The organism is Huintestinicola butyrica, from assembly GCF_025567215.1.
GTDB lineage: Bacteria > Bacillota > Clostridia > Oscillospirales > Ruminococcaceae > Huintestinicola > Huintestinicola butyrica.
Map to the genome: position 1 here is coordinate 39686 of NZ_JAOQKB010000007.1, position 19976 is coordinate 59661.

The window sequence follows — 19976 nt, forward strand, 5'->3', positions numbered from 1 at the left end:
TTATTATAACATATAGGGGCTGAAATAGCAATAAAAAAATCAGGGTTTGGCACTGCATGGGGGAGCAGATCGGGTCAAATATCTATCTTATTCCTCGGGTGCTTGGCGGAAAGTATCTCACGCTGTTTTGACATGGCAACGTGGGTGTATATCTGGGTGGTGGTGATGGAGCTGTGCCCAAGAAGCCGCTGTATGTAGCGGATATCCACGTCCTCCTCCAGCAGAAGCGTGGCAAAGGAATGCCTGAACATATGGGGTGTGATGTGTATGTCCTCACGGCACAAAAGGGCGTATTTGTTTATTATCTCCCGCACGGACTGCTCGGAAAGCCGCCTGTGGAGCCTGTTTACAAAGAAATATCCAGAGAATATGATATCCGAGCTGAATGCGCTGCTGTATTCCCTGAGAATCTCCAGCACGTCTGTATTTTCTATCTGCACTATGCGCTCCCTTGAGCCTTTGCCGAATATCCTGACGGAATGGTACTCCAGATCAATGTCATCGGGAGTAAGGGAGCACATTTCCGACACCCTTGCGCCTGTGGCAAAGAGCATTTCCAGAATGGCGATGTCACGCAGGCACATTTTGTCCGAATAGGCGTTTTTGGCAAGCTTGCGTTCGTTGTACGCCGCTTTGAGTATGCCGTTTATGATGTTCAGCGGTATCGTCCTCGGCAGCAGCGACGGTTCACGGAATGATGCGTCTATTTTGTCAAAGGGGTTGCTGTCTATGATGTCGTCTATAAGCAGAAAATGCACAAAAGCCTTGATAACGGCGATCTTTCGGCGGCAGGTTCGGGGCTTATAGCTTTTGTGAAGATGGGATATGTACCGGCAGATAGATGCTTTGCTCAGGTCGCCGTGGGTGCGTTCCCACAGCTGGTTCAGGTCAATGGAATATGCCCGCAGTGTTTTGGCGCTAAGCCCCTTGTGCAGCCTGCAATAGTTTATAAAATCATTTGTGTAGATCGACAGATCCTTCATTTTACATAACTCCTTATATAATAATTTTCTATTTATTATAAGGCAAATAAGGGGATTTTTTCTTTAATGTTCTTTACAAAGGTATTATAATAACGTATAATATTTGAAAAGGGGGCTTTTTTATGGCTGATATTTCAATAGACTTCTTTTCAAATTCGCTGATGCGCAGCGTTACTTTTAAAATGTATATCCCGAATGATTTTCGTGCGGATATCCCACGGGAGGAAACGGAGTATTCAAAGCGGAAAATGAAAACTCTTTTTCTGCTCCATGGCTACACGGATAAGGCTTTCAACTGGATGCCGACATGGGTGGCGGAGAAGTATAATTTTGCCGTGGTCATGCCCAGCGGCGAGAATTCCTTCTGGCTGAACGGAGCTGCCACAGGGCGGAAGTTCTGCACCTATGTGGGTGATGAGCTGGTAAGATATGTGCGAAAGACCTTCGGTCTGGCAATGAGCGCCGATGAGACATATATAATGGGGCTTTCCATGGGCGGCTTCGGCGCACTTCACACGGCATTTGCGTACCCCGATAATTTCGGCAAGGTCACAGCTCTTTCCTCTGCGCTGATAGTGCACCGGATCGCACACATGAAAGAGGGGGAGAACAACGGCGTTGCCAATTATGACTATTACCGCAGCTGCTTCGGTGACCTTGATACTGTGGAGCAAAGCGACAACAATCCCGAGGTGCTGGCGGAAAGACTTCACAAAAGCGGCAGGCTTCCCGAGATATTCATGGCCTGCGGAACAGAGGATTTTCTTCTGGCTGAAAACAGGCAGTTCCACTCGTTCCTTGACAGCATAGGCGCAAAGCATATATATCTTGAAAGCAAGGGCGGTCATGATATGACTTTCTGGAACGAATATGCCATAAAGTTTGGCGAGATGATGTTCGGGTAAATAGGCGGTTCGCCGCCATGATTTTGCACAAAAACACACTAACAGTCAAAAAATAAGTCGTGGATATAAATATTAACATTGCATATATCATTTGCTATAATCAGCAAAGTCGGACGGTGCATACAAGCACTTTGCAAGGTATTTCACTTTTTAAGTGAGATTCCCGGATGGACATGATCATCATGAGCCAGATAAGATGTTATTCTTATCTGGCTTTATTTTTTGGAGGAATAGCTATGGACTTATACTAATCAGTTTTAAGCGTTCAAAGATCATTGTGCATATCACTGCTCAGGAATATCCTGCTCAGCAGCATTGCCATCATTACATTCCCACATATTATTCGGCGGCAGCAGCTTATGGGTGGTAATGCCGGTTGTGGAGGCTATCGTTTTGATTGTAAGTTTGGTATTTGTAAAATCATCAAAAGTATCTCATTGAAAAAAGTAATAATGCAAGAAACAGGGCTGTTACGGTATATCCGCAGCAGCCCTGTTTGATATTATTTTTCAAAAATGCAGCGGGCGCTCATGGTTTCGCCCGGCTCGACCCGCCTGAGACTTGTGATGTCGTCCTGCCTGTACTTGTCAGTGTCCTCCCACAGCACGGGGAGATAGACCTCGTTGTTCTGCGTGTCGGGTATGCCGTCGTTTATCGGCACCCTTTCGCACATTCCGCTGGGGTAGTAGAGCATTGCTTCGGTGCAGTCCTCAAAGAAGCGATTTTCATAAAGCACCTTTGGAGCGCTGAGACAAGGGTTATCGCTTGTGTTTGTCATGTCTATATCGGTGTAGGACTTATTCTTGTAGGCAGTGACTGTTACTGAAAAGCCGTCGATATCATAGCTTTCGGATATTCCCTCGTCTTCCGTCTGTGAGGTCTCTGCCTGCGTCTCTTCGGTCTGTGCGGCGGTCACTTCCGTTTCCGCTTCATCAGCCTTATACATAACGGTGGTGGTTTTGTCGGGGAATATGACGGAAAGACTTTTGCCGTCCTTTGAAATTAAAACTATGCCGAGCAGGGTGCCGTCATATTTTGGATTATCCGATGTAAGGCTGGCATAAACCGTTGTGCCCTTTTCGGCGGGAACTGCGGAAACGGAGCCTGCGGCGGTGTCGCCGTTGAAACACAGCGCATAGCCGTAGCTTTCGTCAATGATGATATATCCCTGCTCATTTTCCCACTTGCCCACGCACATGGGGTAAAGGGTTTCAAGGTCATAGGAATGGTCGTTGGCGGCATCTACAAATGCGTCGATAAGATATTCGTCAGGGTCATGTGCCTGCTCCTGCGGAGTGTATTCAGGCATTCTGTTCGATGAGCTGTTGTCCGAGGCGAGTATAGACATGGGCCAGACGATAAACAGCATGATAGCTATGATGACGGCTGCAACGCCCACCCATTTGGGCATATTTGAGGGGCTTTCGGATATAAAGCGTGTGCGGCGGCGTGATGCCTTAGGTATTATCAGCCGAACCTGCCACTCGTTGGAAATGGAGTTGACGCAGATGTATGAAGCGCCGTGACCGAAGCAGTAGGCGATAAGGTTTGCCACTTCCTTGGTGTATGTGGTGCGGTAAAGCAGCGAGGTGGCTTCCAGGCGGAAGTCCTCATCTGCTGCCAGACGGGAAAAGTCGTGGCTGTTCAGCAGCTCGTACCACAGCTGATAATTGTCGGCAGTGGATTTTTTCATTACCATGCGGCGTATCTTTTCAAGATAGAACTTCCGCATAGCTTCCATGCGCTCTTCATCTGTCTGATTGAGCTTTTCGGGGTCAAGGGAGCTGAAATCAAAGCCGCCGATTTCTTCATCGTCGGCGTCAGGCTTTGGTGCTTCATCTACAGAGGAAAAGTCAAGGGCATTATCCTCTTTTTTATCTTCCCTTTGCGGCTGAGGCTTTGCGCTATCATTTACATTGGAGAAATCAAAGGCATTTTCCTGCCCGTTTTCCTCTGACTGAGACTGCTCCTGTTTTGGTGCAAAGGAAAGGTTCAGACCCTCTTGGGTGGTGTCGGGCTTCTGCGGCTCTGGCGTGTTCTTCGAACGTGCATATGCGCAGGCGGACTTGTAAGCGTCAAATATCCGCTTGAACTCCTCGGGGTGTTCTTCGGGATTGTACTGCTTTGCAAGCTTTGCGTAAGCCGCTTTTATGGTTTTTATGTCCTTTGTAGGTTCAATTCCAAGTATATTCCACATTTATATGTAAATGCCTTTCGTTAGTTTTGGCTTATGAAAAATACTGCTGTAACAGGCTGCCTGCCAGTACAAGAGCAAAGAATATTAAAGATATGATAACCATGGTCATAAGCTGCGGAGCGGTGCGATGAAGCAGGCTTGGGCCGCCCATATAGCTTGGCACCTTGTAGCTTTCCGGGGGCTTTTTGCCGCTGTGGGAGATGTAAACCGTCCATTTGTCGCCCTTTTTCTGCGGCAAAGCCCGTGAGCCACGGCTGAACCTGCTTGCAATGTATGACGATACATTCGGTGCAAGAAGCTCCTTGTCAAGCAGCTTCTGAGCCTTTTTTCTGAAGCCCTTGTCATCGCATACGGACAGAAATGTGGGCTTTCCCAGCAGCCATTTCCAGCAGGAGATATCGTCACGCTTGTTTTTGTCGGAAAGTATGAGAGCCATGTTCTGCAAAAACTTTTCCTGAGCCAGCTGTGGAGTTATCTCAAAGTCGGGGAAAATATCCACGGAGGTGAAGTTGAACTCAGGCTGTTGGGACTGTGTGGACTGCTCATGCTGCTCGGGCTGTAGCTGTTCCTGCTCTTTCGCTTCGGTAGCAGCTGCTGTGATCGCAACGATCGGATCGCTGCGGTGCTCATTTACCGATCTTGCCAGGGCAGAGGCGGACTTGTAAGCGTCAAAAATCCGTTTGAACTCCTCGGGGTGTTCTTCGGGATTGTACTGCTTTGCCAGGCGGGCATAGGCACGCTTTATCTCCCTTATGTCCGTTGTTGGCTCAATTCCAAGTATCTCCCACATATCAGTATTCCAGATTGTACAGAAGAGCGGTCAGATCCTCCGCAGCTTCGTGAATGCGGCGGTTGTTCTGCATATTAAGTGCTGCCTTGAAGCTGCCCAGAGCATTGTCTATCATATAGCGCTCCTCGGGCAGAGCTTCCTCATAAATGCGCTCGGCACGGGCAATGAGCAGACGGTTCTCTTCCTTGTCCGCAGGGCTTATTTTAAGAGTTTCCATTTTTTTGAGGGCGGCGTTTATCTCCTCATCGCTCATATTGTTGGAACTGCTGAGCATTACGTGGCTGTAGTGCTTGTTATCCGCTAAAGTGGTGACATCGACCACAAGTATCCCGTTGATGTCATAGGTCATGCGGGCGGTGCAGGTGGGCTGATGCTTTCGTGCAGGCGGGTGCTTTACACAAAGCTCGCCTATGTACAGGTTGCGTGAGGGCACACGGCTCTCGCCCTGATAGAACTTGAACTTTGACACGGTCTGACCGTCGTTCACGGCGCTGTAGATATGCTCACGGCTGGTGGGCAGGGGAGAGTTGCGGTCGATGATGAAGTCCATTACCGATTCACGGCTCTGTATGTCAAGAACGTCCGTTCCCAGGGAAAAGGGGCAGATATCGGTGAGGATAATGTCTTTCAGCTTGTCGTTTCTGTCCTTTATGCCTGCAAAAATGCCCGCTCCCTGAGCAATGGCAGTATCCGGGTCGATATCTGTACAGGGGCGCTTGCCTGTTATCTTTTCGATGAATGCCCTGACTGTGGGCATTTTGCATGAGCCGCCCACAAGTATTATATCGTCGATATCATCAATACTGAGACGGCTGTCGTGGAGCGCTTTTCTTACAGGCGATGCCACTCTCTCAAACACTGCGGAGCAGACCTCTATGAGCTTGTTGTTGTCAAGGGTCAGAGAAAGCTGCTTGCCGCCGATGTTTGCTATCATCATTGCCATTGGCTGGGTGGTGAGGGATATTTTGCATTCCTCTGCCAGCCTATATACTATCGCCTTGTCATCGGGGGAGAGGGTGTTCATGTCAATGCCGTTTTCCTTGCAGAAGTAGTAGGCAATGGCTTCGTTAAAGTCCTTACCGCCCAGATGATTGTCGCCTGCAACGGCAAGTATCTCCATAACGCTGTCAAAGGAATCGACTATGGAGATATCAAGGGTGCCTCCGCCGAAATCCACTATCATATATGTGCCGTCCCCGAAGCCGTGACGTGCCTGATAGGCAAGTGCTGCGGCGGATGGCTCATTTACCAGCCTTTCAACATAAATGCCGGAAAGCTTTGCGGCAAGCTTGGTGGCGGTTCGGCAGTTATCGTCAAAATATGCGGGCACGCTGATGACAGCCTCGGTCACAGGCTCGCCCAGATAGGCTTCCGCATCTTCCTTTATCCTGCGCAGCACAAGGGAGGACAGCTCCTCGGGAGAGAAGCTCCGTCCGCTGAGAGTTACGGTCTGGCGCAGACCCATTATCCGCTTGAACTCTGCCGCTGTGGCGCTGGGGTGGGATATAAGCCGCTCCTTTGCCACCCTGCCCACAAGTATCTCGCCATTGTCGTCAATGCTGACAACAGAGGGAAGATAGTTATCTCCCAGACTGTTTTTTATAATCTCAGCCTTTTCGTTCCTGTAGCATACGGCAAGGCTGTTTGTAGTTCCCAGATCAATTCCTATGATAGCCATAATTACCCCCAAAAATGTCTTTTAATGATTATAACACTATTGTAACATTGATGTCAATGATTTGCAGGGATTTTAATTGAATAAAGTTCACATCAAGCAGCGTCGGCACAGCTTGAAATATTTGTGCTGATGTGATATTATATTAAAGCTGCATATTATTTCCGAAAGGAATGGTCATAAAATGGATACAAACGAACTGTTTGGCAAGGAGAAGATAAGCAAAGTTCTGCTGAAGCTTGCTCCGCCTGTAATGCTGGCGCAGCTTATTCAGGCGCTTTATAACATAGTTGACAGCTTTTTCGTTGGCAGGGCTTCCGATTCGGGACTTACCGCCCTTTCAATGATCTATCCCATACAGCTGCTGATGATAGCCTTTGCCGTGGGAACGGGCGTGGGGATAAACACCGCCATGGCAGCAAAGCTTGGCACGGGCGGAACAAAGGAAGCCGACGAGTATGCGGGAGTGGGAACTCCGCTGGCTGTGGTGATGTGGCTGCTGTTTGCCGCTGTGTGCTATGCAATAATGCCCGCATATGCAAAAATGTCCACCGACTCGCCTGCGGTCATTGCCGATGTTATCGCATACGGCAGGATAGTGTGCGTGTTCAGCTTCGGGCTTTTCCTTGAAAGCGTGTGGACAAAGATCCTGCAAGCTCACGGCGATATGAAAACGCCTATGGCGGCGCAGATAATAGGTGCGATCACCAACATTATCCTTGACCCTCTGCTTATTTTCGGAATGTTCGGGCTTCCCAAAATGGGCATATCGGGAGCGGCTGCCGCCACAGTTGCGGGTCAGATAGCTGCAGCGCTGGTGGTCATGAAAAAAGGCTTCCGCAGGTCTCCCGACAGGAGAAAATACCCTGCATACATAAAGCGCATATTCGCTCTGGGCACGCCGAATATCCTTATGCAGTCCGCATACACGTTCTATATTCTTGGACTTAACCTCATACTTTCAGGCTTTTCGGATCAGGCAGTCACAGCGCTGGGACTTTACTACAAGTGGCAGACCTTCTTCTTTATCCCCCTGGGAGCAATGCAGACCTGCATAGTGCCTGTCATAAGCTTCAACTATGCGGCGCACAATATCGAGCGCTGCAAAAAGACATTGTCCGCCTCGGTCATATTCGGCATAGCGCTTATGTCGCTGGGAACATTATGTTTTGCAGTTATCCCCGAGCAGATGCTGAGGGTGTTCAGTTCTGACGAGCAGGTGGTGGCGATAGGAACATTCGGGCTCAGGATAATCGGCATAAGCTTTATCCCCATGGTTACGTCGCTTATTTTCCCCGTGTTCTTTCAGGCGGTGGGAAGCAGCGTGAAAAGCTCACTGCTGACAGTTATAAGAACGGTCATACTGTTCGTTCCGCTGGGATATATCTTCTCACGGTTCGGACTGGAAAGGTTCTGGCTCACATTCCCTGTTACGGAGATCATCACAACCACAGTCGGATTTATCTTTTACCATAGATTTCTTAAAACGCCTTATGTGCAAAAGGGCTTGGATAAATAAGAACCTGTCTTCATAAGAAATGTGTGCGGATTTTCGAGCATAATTTTGTTGCAGAGTAGGCAAAAATCCGCAGGCGGGCTTTCGCCCGGCAAGGATTTTTAACGCAGTCTGCGGCAAAATTTGCCGAAAAGACGTGCGCATATGCTTGTGAAGACAGGTTCTAAAAATGCCGCCGTATCGGAAATATCCGATACGGCGGTTTTGGTTAGTTTAATTATCTTTCCTCACGGAAATAGTTCACGCCGCAGGAAGCTGGCTGTGAACGCTCCTTGGACTTCTTTACGGAGGTGATGACAAGCACCAGCGCCGTTACAAGGTAGGGGAGCATATCAAAGAATGATTCGGGAACGGTAAATCCCAGGTCTTTGGGGAAGTAATATTTCAGCACCATGAATGCGCCGAAGATGTATGCGCCGTATATTGCCTTTGCGGGGTTCCATACTGCGAATATTACCAGCGCAACGGCTATCCAGCCCAGTCCGTTTACGCTGTTTGCCATCCAAACGCCGCCGTTTATTACCATTGAGCAGAACGCTCCGCCGATGCCGCATATTCCGCCGCCGATAAGCACGTTGATGTACTTGTACTTCACAACGTTTATTCCCACAGCGTCCGCAACTGCGGGACTTTCGCCGATAGTCCTCAGATTAAGACCTGTTTTTGTCTTGTTCAGGTAGATGAACATGATTATCGCAATTACGATGCTGATATATGTGAATATGTTCTGGTTGAAAAGCACACCGCCCAGCACGGGGATATCGCCAAGCAGAGGAATCTTAATGTTTTTCAGCGCTGCCGATACATTTTCGGGCAGCTTCAGGTTTCCTGTTTCCGAAGCGGTTATCATCTGCTCGCCGATGAAGTTTGAAAGACCTGTGCCGAAAATGGTAAGGGTAAGACCCGTAACGTTCTGGTTTGCCATCATGGTGATGGTAAGGAATGCGTAGATTAGCGAAACTGCCATTCCGACAATAAAAGCCATTATCAGCGCCAGCACAAGGCTGCCCGTTTTGTAGGCGGTCATAAAGCCTGCGCAGGCTCCCATAGCCATAATGCCCTCAACGCCCAGGTTAAGGTGGCCCGACTTCTCGTTCTGTATCTCACCCACAGTGCCGAAAAGCAGGGGAGTGCCCATATATACCGCATGAGCAAGAAATGCAATAAGTCTTTCCATATCACTTTTCCTCCTTATGACGGAAGATGAATTTATATCTGATAAAGAACTCGCAGCCCAGCACGAAGAACAGGATTATTCCCTGCAATACGGGTGAACAGTAGGGTGACAGATTAAATTCGGAGGAAACTACCGTGCTTCCCTTCTGGAGCACTGCAAAGAGGAAGGAAACTATCACAATGCCTACGGGGCTGAGGTTTGCAAGCCATGCAACGATGATTGCTGTGAAGCCCACGCCGCCTGCGACCGATCTGGAAAGGGTATGTTCTGTTCCGCACGCCTGCACCATGCCTGCGATTCCGCAGACAGCGCCGCTGAGGAACATTGTTCTAATGGTTATCTTTCCGGGGTTCATGCCGGCGTATCTTGCTGTGGCGTGGCTGTCGGAAACTACCATTATCTCATAGCCCTGCTTGGTGTATCGGAGATATACGAATATAACTGCCGCCAGCACAAGACCTATTACCCAGCCGATCTGAATGCCGACCAGCGAGTCAAGCCAAGCGTTTTTGTCAAAGGTCGCTATCTTGGGATAGCCCTTTGATTCGGGATCCTGCCAAGCGCCCTTTGTCAGCCAGTCGATAATGTACAGGGCGATGTAGTTTAGCATCAGCGTCAGCAGAGTTTCGTTTGTATCAAACTTTGCCTTAAAGAATGCGGGTATCATTCCGTAAAGTCCGCCGCCTATCATTGCCGCTATAAACATTAGTATGAACAGCAGATAATGGGGCAGGTCATAGTGGAAAAGTGCAAAGTATGAAGCGAATATGCCGCCCATGATTATCTGACCCTCTGCGCCAATGTTCCAGAATTTCATCTTGAACGCCAGCGTTATGCCCAGAGAGGATATGAGCAGGGGTATCATTATCTTTATGGTCTCACGGAAAGGCATCATGGGATTTTTTGGGTTCTTGCCTATGAATGCTCCCGCAGCCATCTTGCTGTAGTAAAGAAACGGATTTTTACCCAGTATCAGAATGAAAATTCCGCCTGCGCATATGGCAAGAAGCACGGAGAGAAGCCTTAAAACCAGCTTTTCCCTGTTGGAGCGCTCGGCTCTTTTGGCAATTCTGATAAGGGGTTCTTTTTTTATGGCTTTAGCCTCACTCATCGCCCATTACCTCCTCCATAGTTGAGCCTGTCATCATAAGGCCTATCTTTTCCTTTGTAAGCTTCTTTGCGTCGCATATGCCCGTTATCTTTCCGTGGCACAGCACCATTATCCTGTCGCACAGCTCCAGCAGAACGTCAAGGCTCTCGCCGATAAACAGCACGGCAGTGTTTTTCTTTTTCTGCTCGTTGAGCAGGGAGTATATCATGTAAGAGGAGTTGATGTCCAGACCTCTTACGGGATATGCGGTTATGAGCAGGTCGGGCTGGCTGTGTATCTCACGTCCCAGCAGAACTTTCTGAACATTTCCGCCCGAAAGCATTCTTACGGGCTGCTCGGTGGAGGCTGTCTTTATCTCAAGGCTGTCGATAAGCTCCTTGGAGAGCGCTCTTGCAGGCTTTCTGTCCACAAAGCAGAACTTTCCTTTTTTGTAGGTTTTCAGAAGCATATTGTCCGTCATTCCTGCGGAAGCCACCAGACCCATTCCCAGACGGTCCTCGGGGATAAAGCTCATGCTTATGCCAAGCTCTATTATCTGCTTGGGAGTTTTGCCGATGATGTTTTCCTTGTTATAAAGCACAGCGCCCTTTTCTATCTTCTGTAGTCCTGCGATAGTCTCGCAAAGCTCCTTCTGACCGCTGCCTGCGATGCCTGCAACGCCCAGTATCTCGCCCCTGTTGATGACAAAGCTTACGTCGTTGAGGGCGATGCTTCCTTCGGAGTTTTTTACCGTCAGGTCAACTACATTGAGTATGGGTGTGACATTCTCAGGCTCGGGGCGCTCGATGGAAAGGTCAACCGGCTTGCCCACCATAAGCTCGGTGAGCTTTTTCTCACTGCTTTCGGCGGTCTGCACCGTTTCAACGCTCTTTCCCTTGCGGAGAATGGTAACTCTGTCGGATATCTCCATTACCTCGTCCAGCTTGTGGGTGATGATGATAATGGCACAGCCCTGAGCTTTCATCTTTTTAAGGATAGCGAAGAGCTTTTCCGTTTCCTGAGGGGTAAGCACGGCGGTAGGCTCGTCAAGGATAAGTATTTTTGCGCCTCTGTAAAGGACTTTAAGTATCTCCACCGTCTGCTTTTCGCTGACGGACATATTATATACCTTTTTGTCGGGGTCAACTTCCAGCCCCAGCTGTTCGGATATCTTGTTTATCTCGTCCCTTACAGCTCCCTTGCCTTTAAGGCTGCCCTTTGTGCCTGCAACGATGTTGTCCGCTGCGGTGAACACCTCCACCAGCTTGAAGTGCTGATGTATCATGCCTATTCCCAGTGCAATGGAGTCCTTGGGTGAATTTATGGCAACAGTTTTGCCCGAAATGGCTATGGTGCCCTTGTCGGGGTGATAGATGCCCGAGAGCATATTCATAAGAGTTGTTTTGCCCGAGCCGTTCTCGCCCAGAAGAGCCAGTATCTCGCCGTATTTTACTTCGAGATTTATATCGTCGTTTGCCACAACGCCGCCGAAGGTCTTGGTTATCCCGCTGCATTTTACGGCGATCTCATTCCCGCTCATATGATCTTCCTTTCCTTTTCAGTTTGATATTCATCAGAAAGCGGCGGTATCAGCTGCCGTTTTCTCATGGATACCATAAAAATAGGGCGGCAGAATCAATATAATATAAATCCTGCCGCTCTGTTTGGTTTTATTGTCGATTACTTTACTTCAACAGTCTTGAAGTACCAGTTGATGCCGCCTGTGATGGTTGCATCGTCGAGAGTGGAGCCTTCCTCGCCTACGGTCTGACCGTCGTTTGTTTCGATAACGCCGTCAAATACGTTGAAGGAACCGTCCATGATCTTTGCTTTTGCTGCGTCAACAGCTGCCTGCATCTCATCGGTGCAGATGTCCATATTGAGGGGAGAGATATCAACGAGACCGTCAGCCATGCCGCCGTAGTAGTTCTCGCAGGTCCAGCCGCCATCAACGATCTGCTTTACCTGATAGGTGTAGTAAGCGTCCCAGTGCCAGATAGTGGAAGTAAGGGTAGCCTTGGGAGCGTCCTTGGACATATCGGTGTTGTAGCCTACGCCCCACTTGCCTGCGCTCTCAGCTTCGAGCTGGGGGTTGGGGGTATCGCAGTGCTGAGCGATAACGTCGCAGCCCTCGGAAAGAAGAGCCTTGGCAGCGTTTGTCTCCTCTGTGGGGGAGTACCAGCTGTTTGTTACCTTTACATAAACCTTAGCGTCGGGATTTACGGAATAAACGCCCATTGCAAAAGCGTCAATGCCGCCTGTGCACTCGGAGTTCTCAACGCCCATTGCGGAAACGTAGCCGATGAGGTTGGACTCGGTCTTCATACCTGCAACGATACCGGAAAGATATCTTGCCTGGTAGATTCTGCCGAAGTAGTTGTTGAGGTTAGTGCCGTTGTTCTTGTAACCTGTGCCGTGGCAGAAGTAAACGTCGGGGAACTCAGCTGCCAGAGACTCCATCTTGTCCATGTAGCCCCAGCTTGTGCCGAAGATGATGTTGCAGCCTTCCTCGATGCACTCACGGATAGCTGTTTCGGTTGCGGCAGGGTCGCTGTCGCTTACGTTGTTCTTTCTTACGATCTGGTCATCTCTGAGACCAAGCTCCTGCTGCATACCTACGATACCCTGATCGTGAGCGTATGTATATCCGGAGCCGTCAGCAGGGTTGCCGATGTGGATAACGCCGATCTTTACATCGTCATAGGTGAGTGTCTGAACAGCAGCTGTGTCAGCTCCGTCGGAGCCTGCTGCGTCTGTGCCTGCATTTGCTGTATCGTCAGCGGCTGTTGTGCAGGCAGTGAATGCGAATGCAGACATGAGCGCTGAGAGAGCAAGTGCCAGAAAGCGTTTTTTCTTCATTTTTCTTCCTCCATAAAACTTTTTTCCTGTACGCTGTCAGTTATAACAGCTATATTAACGCCTTTTGCGTTAATCTCTGAACACGATCTTGCCGTCGTCCATGGAATCTATTATTGCAAGGGATTCCAGCTTTATTCCCATGTCACGGATAGTCTGTCCGCCCACCTGGAAGCCCTTTTCAATAACGATGCCTGCACCTACCAGATCGGCGCCTGACTGCTCGACGATATGTATAAGACCCATAAGAGCGCAGCCGTTTGCAAGGAAATCATCAATGATAAGGACCTTATCGCCCTTGCCGAGGTATTTCTTTGAGACCATTACATCATAAGTAACGCCCTTTGTGTAGGACTTTACCTGAGTGATGTACATCTGACCGTCAAGGTTCTGGCTGAGGGTCTTTTTGGCAAAGATAATGGGACAGTTGTTAAAATGCTGGGCTGCGATGCAGGCGATTCCGATACCCGAAGCCTCGATGGTAAGTATCTTGTTTACGCCCAGACCCGCAAAACGCCTTGCAAATTCCTCGCCGATGTCGTTAAAAAGCTTAACGTCCATCTGGTGATTGAGGAACTTATCCACTTTAAGGACGTTTCCCTCTTTTACAACGCCGTCCTTTAAAATTCGCTGCTTTAAAATCTCCATTTCATTTTCTCCCGTAAAAATAACAAAAATTACAAAATTCATCAAAAAAAGACTATATAAAAAAATTATATACCTTTTCTTTTCAATATTCATTTAATATAGGATATCAAATTATTATTTTTTTGTGAATATTACGCTGATTTGTTATAAAATTTATGAGGGTGATACGTTAATACGGTGAAACTCAGGTGAAAACGTTATGTTTAATGTTCAAAAATAACTTGCCCTGTCCTGTTGATTTCTTAGCCGATTTGTGGTAATCTTATATAATGATATAGTTATATAATGATATAGTTATGTCGTTTATGTCCGGCATAAACATATGCCCTGCATAAACAGGCGGAATGGAGGATATTATGAATTTTTTGATAGTTACGGGTCTTTCAGGCTCAGGCAAATCGGGTGCGGTGAACGCTCTTGAGGATATCGGCTACTACTGCATAGATAATATCCCTCCCCAGCTTATACCGAAATTCGCGGATATCTGCGTAAAATCCCACGGACATATGAGCAAGGTGGCTATAGTTACCGATATCCGTGGCGGTGAGCTTTTCTATGAGCTGGACAGCAGCCTTGATTATCTCAGAAAATCGGGACTTGAAGTAAAGGTGCTTTTCCTCGACGCATCGGACGAGGTACTTATCAAGCGCTATAAGGAGACACGCCGCCGTCACCCGCTGGACGAACAGTCCCACGGCAGCCTGCAAAAGGCTATAACCATGGAAAGAGGCATACTTTCCCACATCAGGGAGGCTTCCGACTACACCATAGACACCTCCGACATGACCATTGCCCAGCTGAGAGAGACTATTTTCGACCTCTTTATGGATAATCCCGACGACAGAATGTCCGTCAAGGTAATGTCCTTCGGCTTCAAGTACGGAAACTGCCGTGAGGCTGACCTTGTTTTCGATGTAAGATGCCTGCCAAACCCCTTTTATATCCCCGAGCTTAAAAAGCACACAGGGCTTGAAAGCTGCGTAAGGGACTATGTTATGAGCTTTGACAGCTCCAAGGAGCTTGACAAAAAGCTCAAAGACCTTATCGACTTCCTTCTCCCCTTGTACCGCCACGAGGGAAAGACCTCTCTTGTCATCGCATTCGGCTGCACCGGCGGAAAGCACAGAAGCGTTACCTTTGCGGAAAATATCTATCATTATCTTGATGACAAGGGCGTTAAATCAAGAGTGTGCCACAGGGATATCGAGGTCGGAAAGCTGTAATTTGGAAGCAATGAAAGAGGGATAAGATGTCATTTTCACAAAGCGTAAAAGAGGAGCTTTGCTCTGTTATAACCGACCGTGACAAGGAATATGCCTGCCTTTACGGAATGCTGCTCTTCTGCCGCCGTTTCGGTGCGGAGGAGATACAGTTCCAGACAGAAAACCGCCTGGCGGCGGATATGTTTTCAAGGCTTTCCGACAAGATAATCGGCAGGAGCGGCACTGTTGCCATAAACGAGACCAAAAAGAAAAACGGCTCATCGCTCTACAGCCTTACAGTTCCTGCCGAGCCTGACAGGGAAGAGCTGATATTCCGTTTCAGGATATCCTCCAGCAAGCTCATACACCGCATTCAGGAGGATATCATAGACAATAACAACGTCTTTGCGTTCCTTGCAGGGGCGTTCATTTCATGCGGAAGCGTTACCGAGCCGATAAAGGAGTATCATCTGGAATTTGCGGTGCCCTTTGAGGAGCTTTGCACCGACCTGAAAAATCTGCTGGAACGGCTGGGCATAATGTCAAAATACGTGGAGCGCAAGGGGCTTTACGTGCTGTATTTCAAGGGCAGCGAGGATATCGAGGATATGCTCACCCTCATGGGTGCCACAAAATCCTCCATCGAGCTGATGAACGTGAAAATTCTCAAAGACGTGCGCAACAAGGCGAACCGCATAGCAAACTGCGATGCGGCAAACATCGAGCGGACCCTCAAAGCTTCCGAGAAGCAGATAGAGGACATTGAGTACATAATGAACACCGAGGGACTTGAGAGCCTTACCCCCGAGCTTCGGAACATGGCGGAGCTGCGGCTGGAAAATCCCGATGTTTCGCTGAAAGAGCTGGGAGAAATGCTTGACAAGCCCGTGGGACGTTCGGGGGCAAATCACAGGCTGAAAAAGCTTATGGAGATAGCCGACCAGATACGTGAGGACAGGAGCAAGGCAGGAAAAGAATAATTTCGGGAGTAATGACATGAAAAAGGCTGCAAGGATAACGGGAATTGTTTTAGGGTGTGTTTTCCTAATAATATGTGCACTGCCCATTATCGGCGCAGCTGTGAACATTGCGGACGGGCATATCCGTGCGGACAGGGCAAAGCGGCACATAGTTGATATGGGCGGCGAAATATGCGGAAGCTGTGTTTACACGGGCAACACAAGCGGAACGGGAAATCACACGGAAAATCAGCTGCTTTTTGTGGTGCGTACCAACGGACCACGGGGGATAGAAAAGGAGCTTTCCAATGTGGGAAGTGCTTATGTATATCCCGCTTCCGAAGCGGAGGAGCACTTTTATATGTTTGATATTACGGAAAAAATGGATATCCCTGCGGAGGACGGATATTATATTGCGGAAATAATATGTCCTGCGCCATTCGGGGATAATATCATGGGACACTGATTTTATGCGGCAATTATATGCGATAATTACGGGAAAGGAGCCGCCGCAATGTTTGTTAATCTTCATGTTCACAGCGAATACAGCCTGCTTGACGGCGCCTGCCGCATAAAGGATATGGTGAGCCGTGCAAAGGAAATGGGGCAGACTGCCCTTGCCGTGACCGATCACGGAAATATGTTTGCGGCTGTGGATTTTTACAACGAGTGCAAAGCTCAGGGGATAAAGCCTATCATCGGCTGTGAGGTATATGTTGCCCGCAGAACAAGGTTCGACAAGGATTTCGGGCTGGATTCCCACCCATATCATCTTATACTGCTGTGCAAAAATGAAAAGGGCTACAAAAATCTTATAAAAATGGTGTCGCTGAGCTATACCGAAGGCTTTTACAGCAAGCCGAGAGTTGATCTTGAGCTTCTCAGGGAACATTCTGAGGGGCTTGTCTGTCTGTCGGGCTGTATTGCGGGAGAAGTGCCAAGGCATATTGCCGAGGACGACTTTGAAAAGGCAAAGCAGACAGCTCTTTTATACAACGATATTTTCGGCGCAGGCAACTATTATATCGAGGTGCAGAACCATTCCACTCCCGAGGACGCAAAAATTCTTCCTGCCCTTTATAGGCTTTCGGCGCAGACCAATATCCCCCTTGCCGCCACAAATGACGCTCATTATGTGCGCAGGGAAGATGCAAGGGTGCAGAAGGTCTTGCTTGCTATCCAGACCAATACCACTCTGGCGGACAGGCTGAACATCGCCTTTCCCAACGATGAATTTTACCTTAAAAGCGAGGAAGAGATGCTTCCTCTTTTCCGAGGCAGACCCGATGCTGTGGCGAACACCGCAAAAATTGCGGAGATGTGCTCCTTTGAAATGGAGTTCGGCAAGCTGAAGCTCCCACGCTTTGACCTTTCCGAAAAACAGAAGCAGATAGGCGCAGATAATGAGACTTTTTTCAGGAATATGTGCCATATGGGGCTTAAAAAGCGCTACGATAACATTACCCCCGAGATAAAAGAACGGCTGGAATATGAGCTGGACGTGGTGGTCAGGATGGGCTACACCGACTACTATCTTATTGTGTGGGATTTTATCGCATACGCCAAAAGCAAGGATATCCCCGTAGGCCCGGGACGTGGTTCGGGAGCAGGTTCCCTTGCGGCGTACTGCATTGGCATCACGGACATTGACCCTATCAGATACAATCTGCTGTTTGAGCGTTTCCTCAACCCCGAAAGAGTTTCCATGCCCGACTTTGATATCGACTTCTGCTACGAAAGGCGGCAGGAGGTCATTGACTATGTTATCAGGCGGTACGGCAGCGACAGAGTGGCGCAGATAGTTACTTTCGGAACCATGGCGGCAAAGGCTGCCATACGTGATATTGCCCGTGTGTCCGACCTGCCTTACAGCGTGGGAGACACAGTTTCAAAGCTTATCCCACAGTCGCTGCATATGACTCTTGACAAGGCGCTTGATGGTTCTGCGGAGCTTAAAAGTCTTTACGAGACCGATATGAAGGTGCATGAGCTTATAGACACGGCACGCTCCATTGAGGGAATGCCACGAAACACCTCCACCCATGCGGCGGGAGTTGTTATATGCGATGCTCCCGTCAGCGATTATGTTCCGCTGGTGTGCCGTGACGGTGTGGTTGCCACACAATACACCATGACAGCCCTTGAAAGCGTGGGACTGCTCAAAATGGACTTTCTGGGGCTTCGCAACCTTACCATTATCCATGACTGCGAAAAGGCGGTAAGGAAGCATATCCCCGACTTTGATATAAGAAAAGTCCCCGATGATGATGCCGAGACCTTTGCGATGCTTTCCGCAGGGGATACGTCGGGCGTGTTTCAGTTTGAAAGCGGCGGCATGACAAGCCTTCTGATGAAGCTCAGACCCCGTTCGATAGAGGATCTGACTGCGGCATTGTCGCTTTACCGTCCCGGACCTATGGACAGCATTCCAAAGTACCTTGAAAACCGCCGTCACCCCGAAAAGATAACCTATGCTCACCCCATTTTAAAGGATATCCTGGACGTTACCTGCGGCTGCATAGTTTATCAGGAGCAGGTAATGGAGATTTGCCGCAAAATGGCGGGCTATTCCTATGGCAGAGCCGACCTTGTGCGCCGTGCCATGGCAAAGAAAAAGCACGATGTTATGGAAAAGGAGCGGGATATCTTCATTGCGGGAGCGGTGAAGAACAACGTGCCCGAAAAGGTGGCTCAGGACGTTTTCGGCGAGATGGCGGGCTTTGCTTCCTATGCTTTCAACAAGTCCCATGCGGCGGCTTATTCGGTGGTGGCATACCGAACGGCGTACCTAAAATGCCACTTCTATAAGGAATATATGGCGGCGCTTATGTCCGCCTTTACGGAATATACGGGCAAGCTCATGGAATATATCTCCGAGTGCGGCAGGCATGGGGTGAAGATACTCCGCCCAGACATCAACGAAAGCGATATGGGCTTTACCGCCGCAGAGGACGGCATTCGCTTTTCACTGCTGGCGGCGAAAAATCTCGGCAGGGGAATGATAAGCGAGATAATAGAAGAGCGTGAGAAAAACGGCAGATATGTGAGCCTCACCGACCTTGTAAAACGAATGAACGGTCATGATTTCAGCCGCAGATGTGCCGAGAGCCTTATAAAATGCGGGGCGCTGGACGGCTTTGCCCTCAACAGGCGGCAGATGCTTGAAAACTATGACCTTATCGCAAATGCCTGCGCCGATTATTCAAGGGGCGCTATAGAGGGTCAGCTGGACTTTTTCGGAATGTCCGACAGCGGAAGCTCTGCGGCGGATATCGAAAGCACCCTCCCCAAAAGTGATGAGTTCAGTTCCTCCGAGCTGCTGGAAATGGAAAAGGAGATACTGGGCATTTACATTTCGGGGCACCCTCTTAAAAATATGCGCACACTGGCTCAGGCAATGCGCCTGCCAGATATCGCATCGGCGATGAAGCTTAAAGAGGGCGCAAAGACCGCTTTCGTATGCACTCTTACGGGGGTAAAAAAGCACGCTGCCAAAAGCGGAGAGATGGCTTTCCTTTCCGTGGAGGATATGAGCGGCGAATGTGAGTGTGTGGTGTTCCCATCGGTATATGTGACCGCAAAGCCACTGCTTGAAAGCGGCAGGCGTGTTTACATCGAGGGCAGGCTTTCGCCCTCAAGGGACGGCGGAATGAACATTCTGGCGGACAGGATACTTTCGGAGGAGGAGTTTACAAAGAAGGTATGCGGCGGCAAGCTGTTTATCAGGTGCAAAAGCACCGACGGGGATATAATCTCCGCCTGCACCGATATCCTGCGAAAGCACCAAGGCAGCTCGCCCGTGTTGTTCAGGTTTTCCGACATCAGCCGAACCATTGCCCACAGGAAGATAAAGACCTGCGGCATATCGGCGGAGCTGATAGAGGAGCTGTCTGTGGCTGCGGGAACGGAAAATACGGCGCTTTCGGTTGTGATTTAGCACATCTGGGTGTGCGTCAGCGCTTTAATGTTGTGAAAGTT

15 protein-coding genes are annotated in these 19976 nt (G+C 49.1%); 6 read left to right on the plus strand and 9 right to left on the minus strand.

The genetic code is table 11. The features are described from left to right. Window positions 1-74: 74 nt before the first annotated feature. Window positions 75-983, minus strand: a complete 909-nt coding sequence (locus OCV68_RS08750) for a tyrosine-type recombinase/integrase (protein WP_262572079.1) — start codon at window positions 981-983, stop codon at window positions 75-77. 122 nt (window positions 984-1105) lie between these two features. Between OCV68_RS08750 and OCV68_RS08755 the strand changes: the two genes are divergently transcribed. After that, a complete protein-coding gene (locus OCV68_RS08755) occupies window positions 1106-1888 on the plus strand; it encodes an alpha/beta hydrolase (RefSeq protein ID WP_262572081.1) in 783 nt (260 codons plus the stop codon). Window positions 1889-2390: 502 nt separating this feature from the next. On the opposite strand, the gene OCV68_RS08760 is transcribed toward OCV68_RS08755, so the two are convergent. From OCV68_RS08760 to OCV68_RS08770, 3 genes are read right to left on the minus strand one after another with little or no spacing between them, the layout of a single operon-like run. Beyond that, the gene (locus OCV68_RS08760; RefSeq protein ID WP_262572083.1) at window positions 2391-4085 is read right to left on the minus strand and encodes a J domain-containing protein; all 1695 of its coding nucleotides are present in this window, start codon (window positions 4083-4085) and stop codon (window positions 2391-2393) included. Window positions 4086-4116: 31 nt separating this feature from the next. Continuing rightward, window positions 4117-4875, minus strand: a complete 759-nt coding sequence (locus tag OCV68_RS08765; RefSeq protein ID WP_262572084.1) for a J domain-containing protein — start codon at window positions 4873-4875, stop codon at window positions 4117-4119. 1 nt (window position 4876) lies between these two features. Further along, window positions 4877-6553, minus strand: a complete 1677-nt coding sequence (locus OCV68_RS08770) for an Hsp70 family protein (RefSeq protein ID WP_262572086.1) — start codon at window positions 6551-6553, stop codon at window positions 4877-4879. A 181-nt stretch (window positions 6554-6734) separates the two neighbouring features. Between OCV68_RS08770 and OCV68_RS08775 the strand changes: the two genes are divergently transcribed. Then, window positions 6735-8069 carry an MATE family efflux transporter gene (locus tag OCV68_RS08775; protein ID WP_262572087.1) on the plus strand — a complete coding sequence of 445 codons (1335 nt, stop codon included), beginning with the start codon at window positions 6735-6737 and terminating at the stop codon, window positions 8067-8069. A 214-nt stretch (window positions 8070-8283) separates the two neighbouring features. Here the strand turns inward: OCV68_RS08775 and OCV68_RS08780 are convergent, their stop codons facing one another. The 5 genes from OCV68_RS08780 to OCV68_RS08800 all read right to left on the minus strand — a co-directional run bounded on the left by OCV68_RS08780 (window position 8284) and on the right by OCV68_RS08800 (window position 13837). Beyond that, entirely contained in the window at window positions 8284-9243 is a 960-nt protein-coding gene (locus OCV68_RS08780; protein ID WP_022474402.1) for an ABC transporter permease, read from the minus strand. 1 nt (window position 9244) lies between these two features. Next, window positions 9245-10354 carry an ABC transporter permease gene (locus OCV68_RS08785; protein ID WP_262572088.1) on the minus strand — a complete coding sequence of 370 codons (1110 nt, stop codon included), beginning with the start codon at window positions 10352-10354 and terminating at the stop codon, window positions 9245-9247. Further along, window positions 10347-11873 (minus strand): ABC transporter ATP-binding protein, encoded by a 1527-nt coding sequence (locus OCV68_RS08790; protein WP_022474404.1) that lies wholly within the window; start codon window positions 11871-11873, stop codon window positions 10347-10349. The genes OCV68_RS08785 and OCV68_RS08790 overlap by 8 nt, the downstream gene beginning before the upstream one ends. A gap of 140 nt (window positions 11874-12013) precedes the next feature. Next, window positions 12014-13192, minus strand: coding sequence for a BMP family ABC transporter substrate-binding protein (locus tag OCV68_RS08795; RefSeq protein WP_262572089.1), 1179 nt, complete (start codon window positions 13190-13192; stop codon window positions 12014-12016). A 69-nt stretch (window positions 13193-13261) separates the two neighbouring features. After that, window positions 13262-13837: a xanthine phosphoribosyltransferase gene (locus OCV68_RS08800; protein ID WP_147621927.1), complete on the minus strand. Its 576-nt coding sequence runs from the start codon at window positions 13835-13837 to the stop codon at window positions 13262-13264. A gap of 356 nt (window positions 13838-14193) precedes the next feature. Between OCV68_RS08800 and rapZ the strand changes: the two genes are divergently transcribed. The 4 genes from rapZ to OCV68_RS08820 are packed head-to-tail and all read left to right on the plus strand — an operon-like array spanning window position 14194 to window position 19935. Beyond that, the gene (gene rapZ / locus OCV68_RS08805; protein ID WP_147621926.1) at window positions 14194-15060 is read left to right on the plus strand and encodes an RNase adapter RapZ; all 867 of its coding nucleotides are present in this window, start codon (window positions 14194-14196) and stop codon (window positions 15058-15060) included. Window positions 15061-15086: 26 nt separating this feature from the next. Further along, window positions 15087-16019 carry a DNA-binding protein WhiA gene (gene whiA, locus OCV68_RS08810; RefSeq protein WP_262572090.1) on the plus strand — a complete coding sequence of 311 codons (933 nt, stop codon included), beginning with the start codon at window positions 15087-15089 and terminating at the stop codon, window positions 16017-16019. A 16-nt stretch (window positions 16020-16035) separates the two neighbouring features. Continuing rightward, a complete protein-coding gene (locus OCV68_RS08815; protein WP_262572092.1) occupies window positions 16036-16464 on the plus strand; it encodes a hypothetical protein in 429 nt (142 codons plus the stop codon). 48 nt (window positions 16465-16512) lie between these two features. Beyond that, complete coding sequence (locus tag OCV68_RS08820; RefSeq protein WP_262572093.1) at window positions 16513-19935, plus strand: DNA polymerase III subunit alpha; 3423 nt, start codon at window positions 16513-16515, stop codon at window positions 19933-19935. Window positions 19936-19976: the final 41 nt, after the last annotated feature.

What these genes read in the sequence shown, in the direction of transcription:
- OCV68_RS08750 (WP_262572079.1), bottom strand. Translation starts at nt 983, where the DNA reads ATGAAGGATCTGTCGATCTACACAAATGATTTTATAAACTATTGCAGG.
- OCV68_RS08755 (WP_262572081.1), top strand. Translation starts at nt 1,106, where the DNA reads ATGGCTGATATTTCAATAGACTTCTTTTCAAATTCGCTGATGCGCAGC.
- OCV68_RS08760 (WP_262572083.1), bottom strand. Translation starts at nt 4,085, where the DNA reads ATGTGGAATATACTTGGAATTGAACCTACAAAGGACATAAAAACCATA.
- OCV68_RS08765 (WP_262572084.1), bottom strand. Translation starts at nt 4,875, where the DNA reads ATGTGGGAGATACTTGGAATTGAGCCAACAACGGACATAAGGGAGATA.
- OCV68_RS08770 (WP_262572086.1), bottom strand. Translation starts at nt 6,553, where the DNA reads ATGGCTATCATAGGAATTGATCTGGGAACTACAAACAGCCTTGCCGTA.
- OCV68_RS08775 (WP_262572087.1), top strand. Translation starts at nt 6,735, where the DNA reads ATGGATACAAACGAACTGTTTGGCAAGGAGAAGATAAGCAAAGTTCTG.
- OCV68_RS08780 (WP_022474402.1), bottom strand. Translation starts at nt 9,243, where the DNA reads ATGGAAAGACTTATTGCATTTCTTGCTCATGCGGTATATATGGGCACT.
- OCV68_RS08785 (WP_262572088.1), bottom strand. Translation starts at nt 10,354, where the DNA reads ATGAGTGAGGCTAAAGCCATAAAAAAAGAACCCCTTATCAGAATTGCC.
- OCV68_RS08790 (WP_022474404.1), bottom strand. Translation starts at nt 11,873, where the DNA reads ATGAGCGGGAATGAGATCGCCGTAAAATGCAGCGGGATAACCAAGACC.
- OCV68_RS08795 (WP_262572089.1), bottom strand. Translation starts at nt 13,192, where the DNA reads ATGAAGAAAAAACGCTTTCTGGCACTTGCTCTCTCAGCGCTCATGTCT.
- OCV68_RS08800 (WP_147621927.1), bottom strand. Translation starts at nt 13,837, where the DNA reads ATGGAGATTTTAAAGCAGCGAATTTTAAAGGACGGCGTTGTAAAAGAG.
- rapZ (WP_147621926.1), top strand. Translation starts at nt 14,194, where the DNA reads ATGAATTTTTTGATAGTTACGGGTCTTTCAGGCTCAGGCAAATCGGGT.
- whiA (WP_262572090.1), top strand. Translation starts at nt 15,087, where the DNA reads ATGTCATTTTCACAAAGCGTAAAAGAGGAGCTTTGCTCTGTTATAACC.
- OCV68_RS08815 (WP_262572092.1), top strand. Translation starts at nt 16,036, where the DNA reads ATGAAAAAGGCTGCAAGGATAACGGGAATTGTTTTAGGGTGTGTTTTC.
- OCV68_RS08820 (WP_262572093.1), top strand. Translation starts at nt 16,513, where the DNA reads ATGTTTGTTAATCTTCATGTTCACAGCGAATACAGCCTGCTTGACGGC.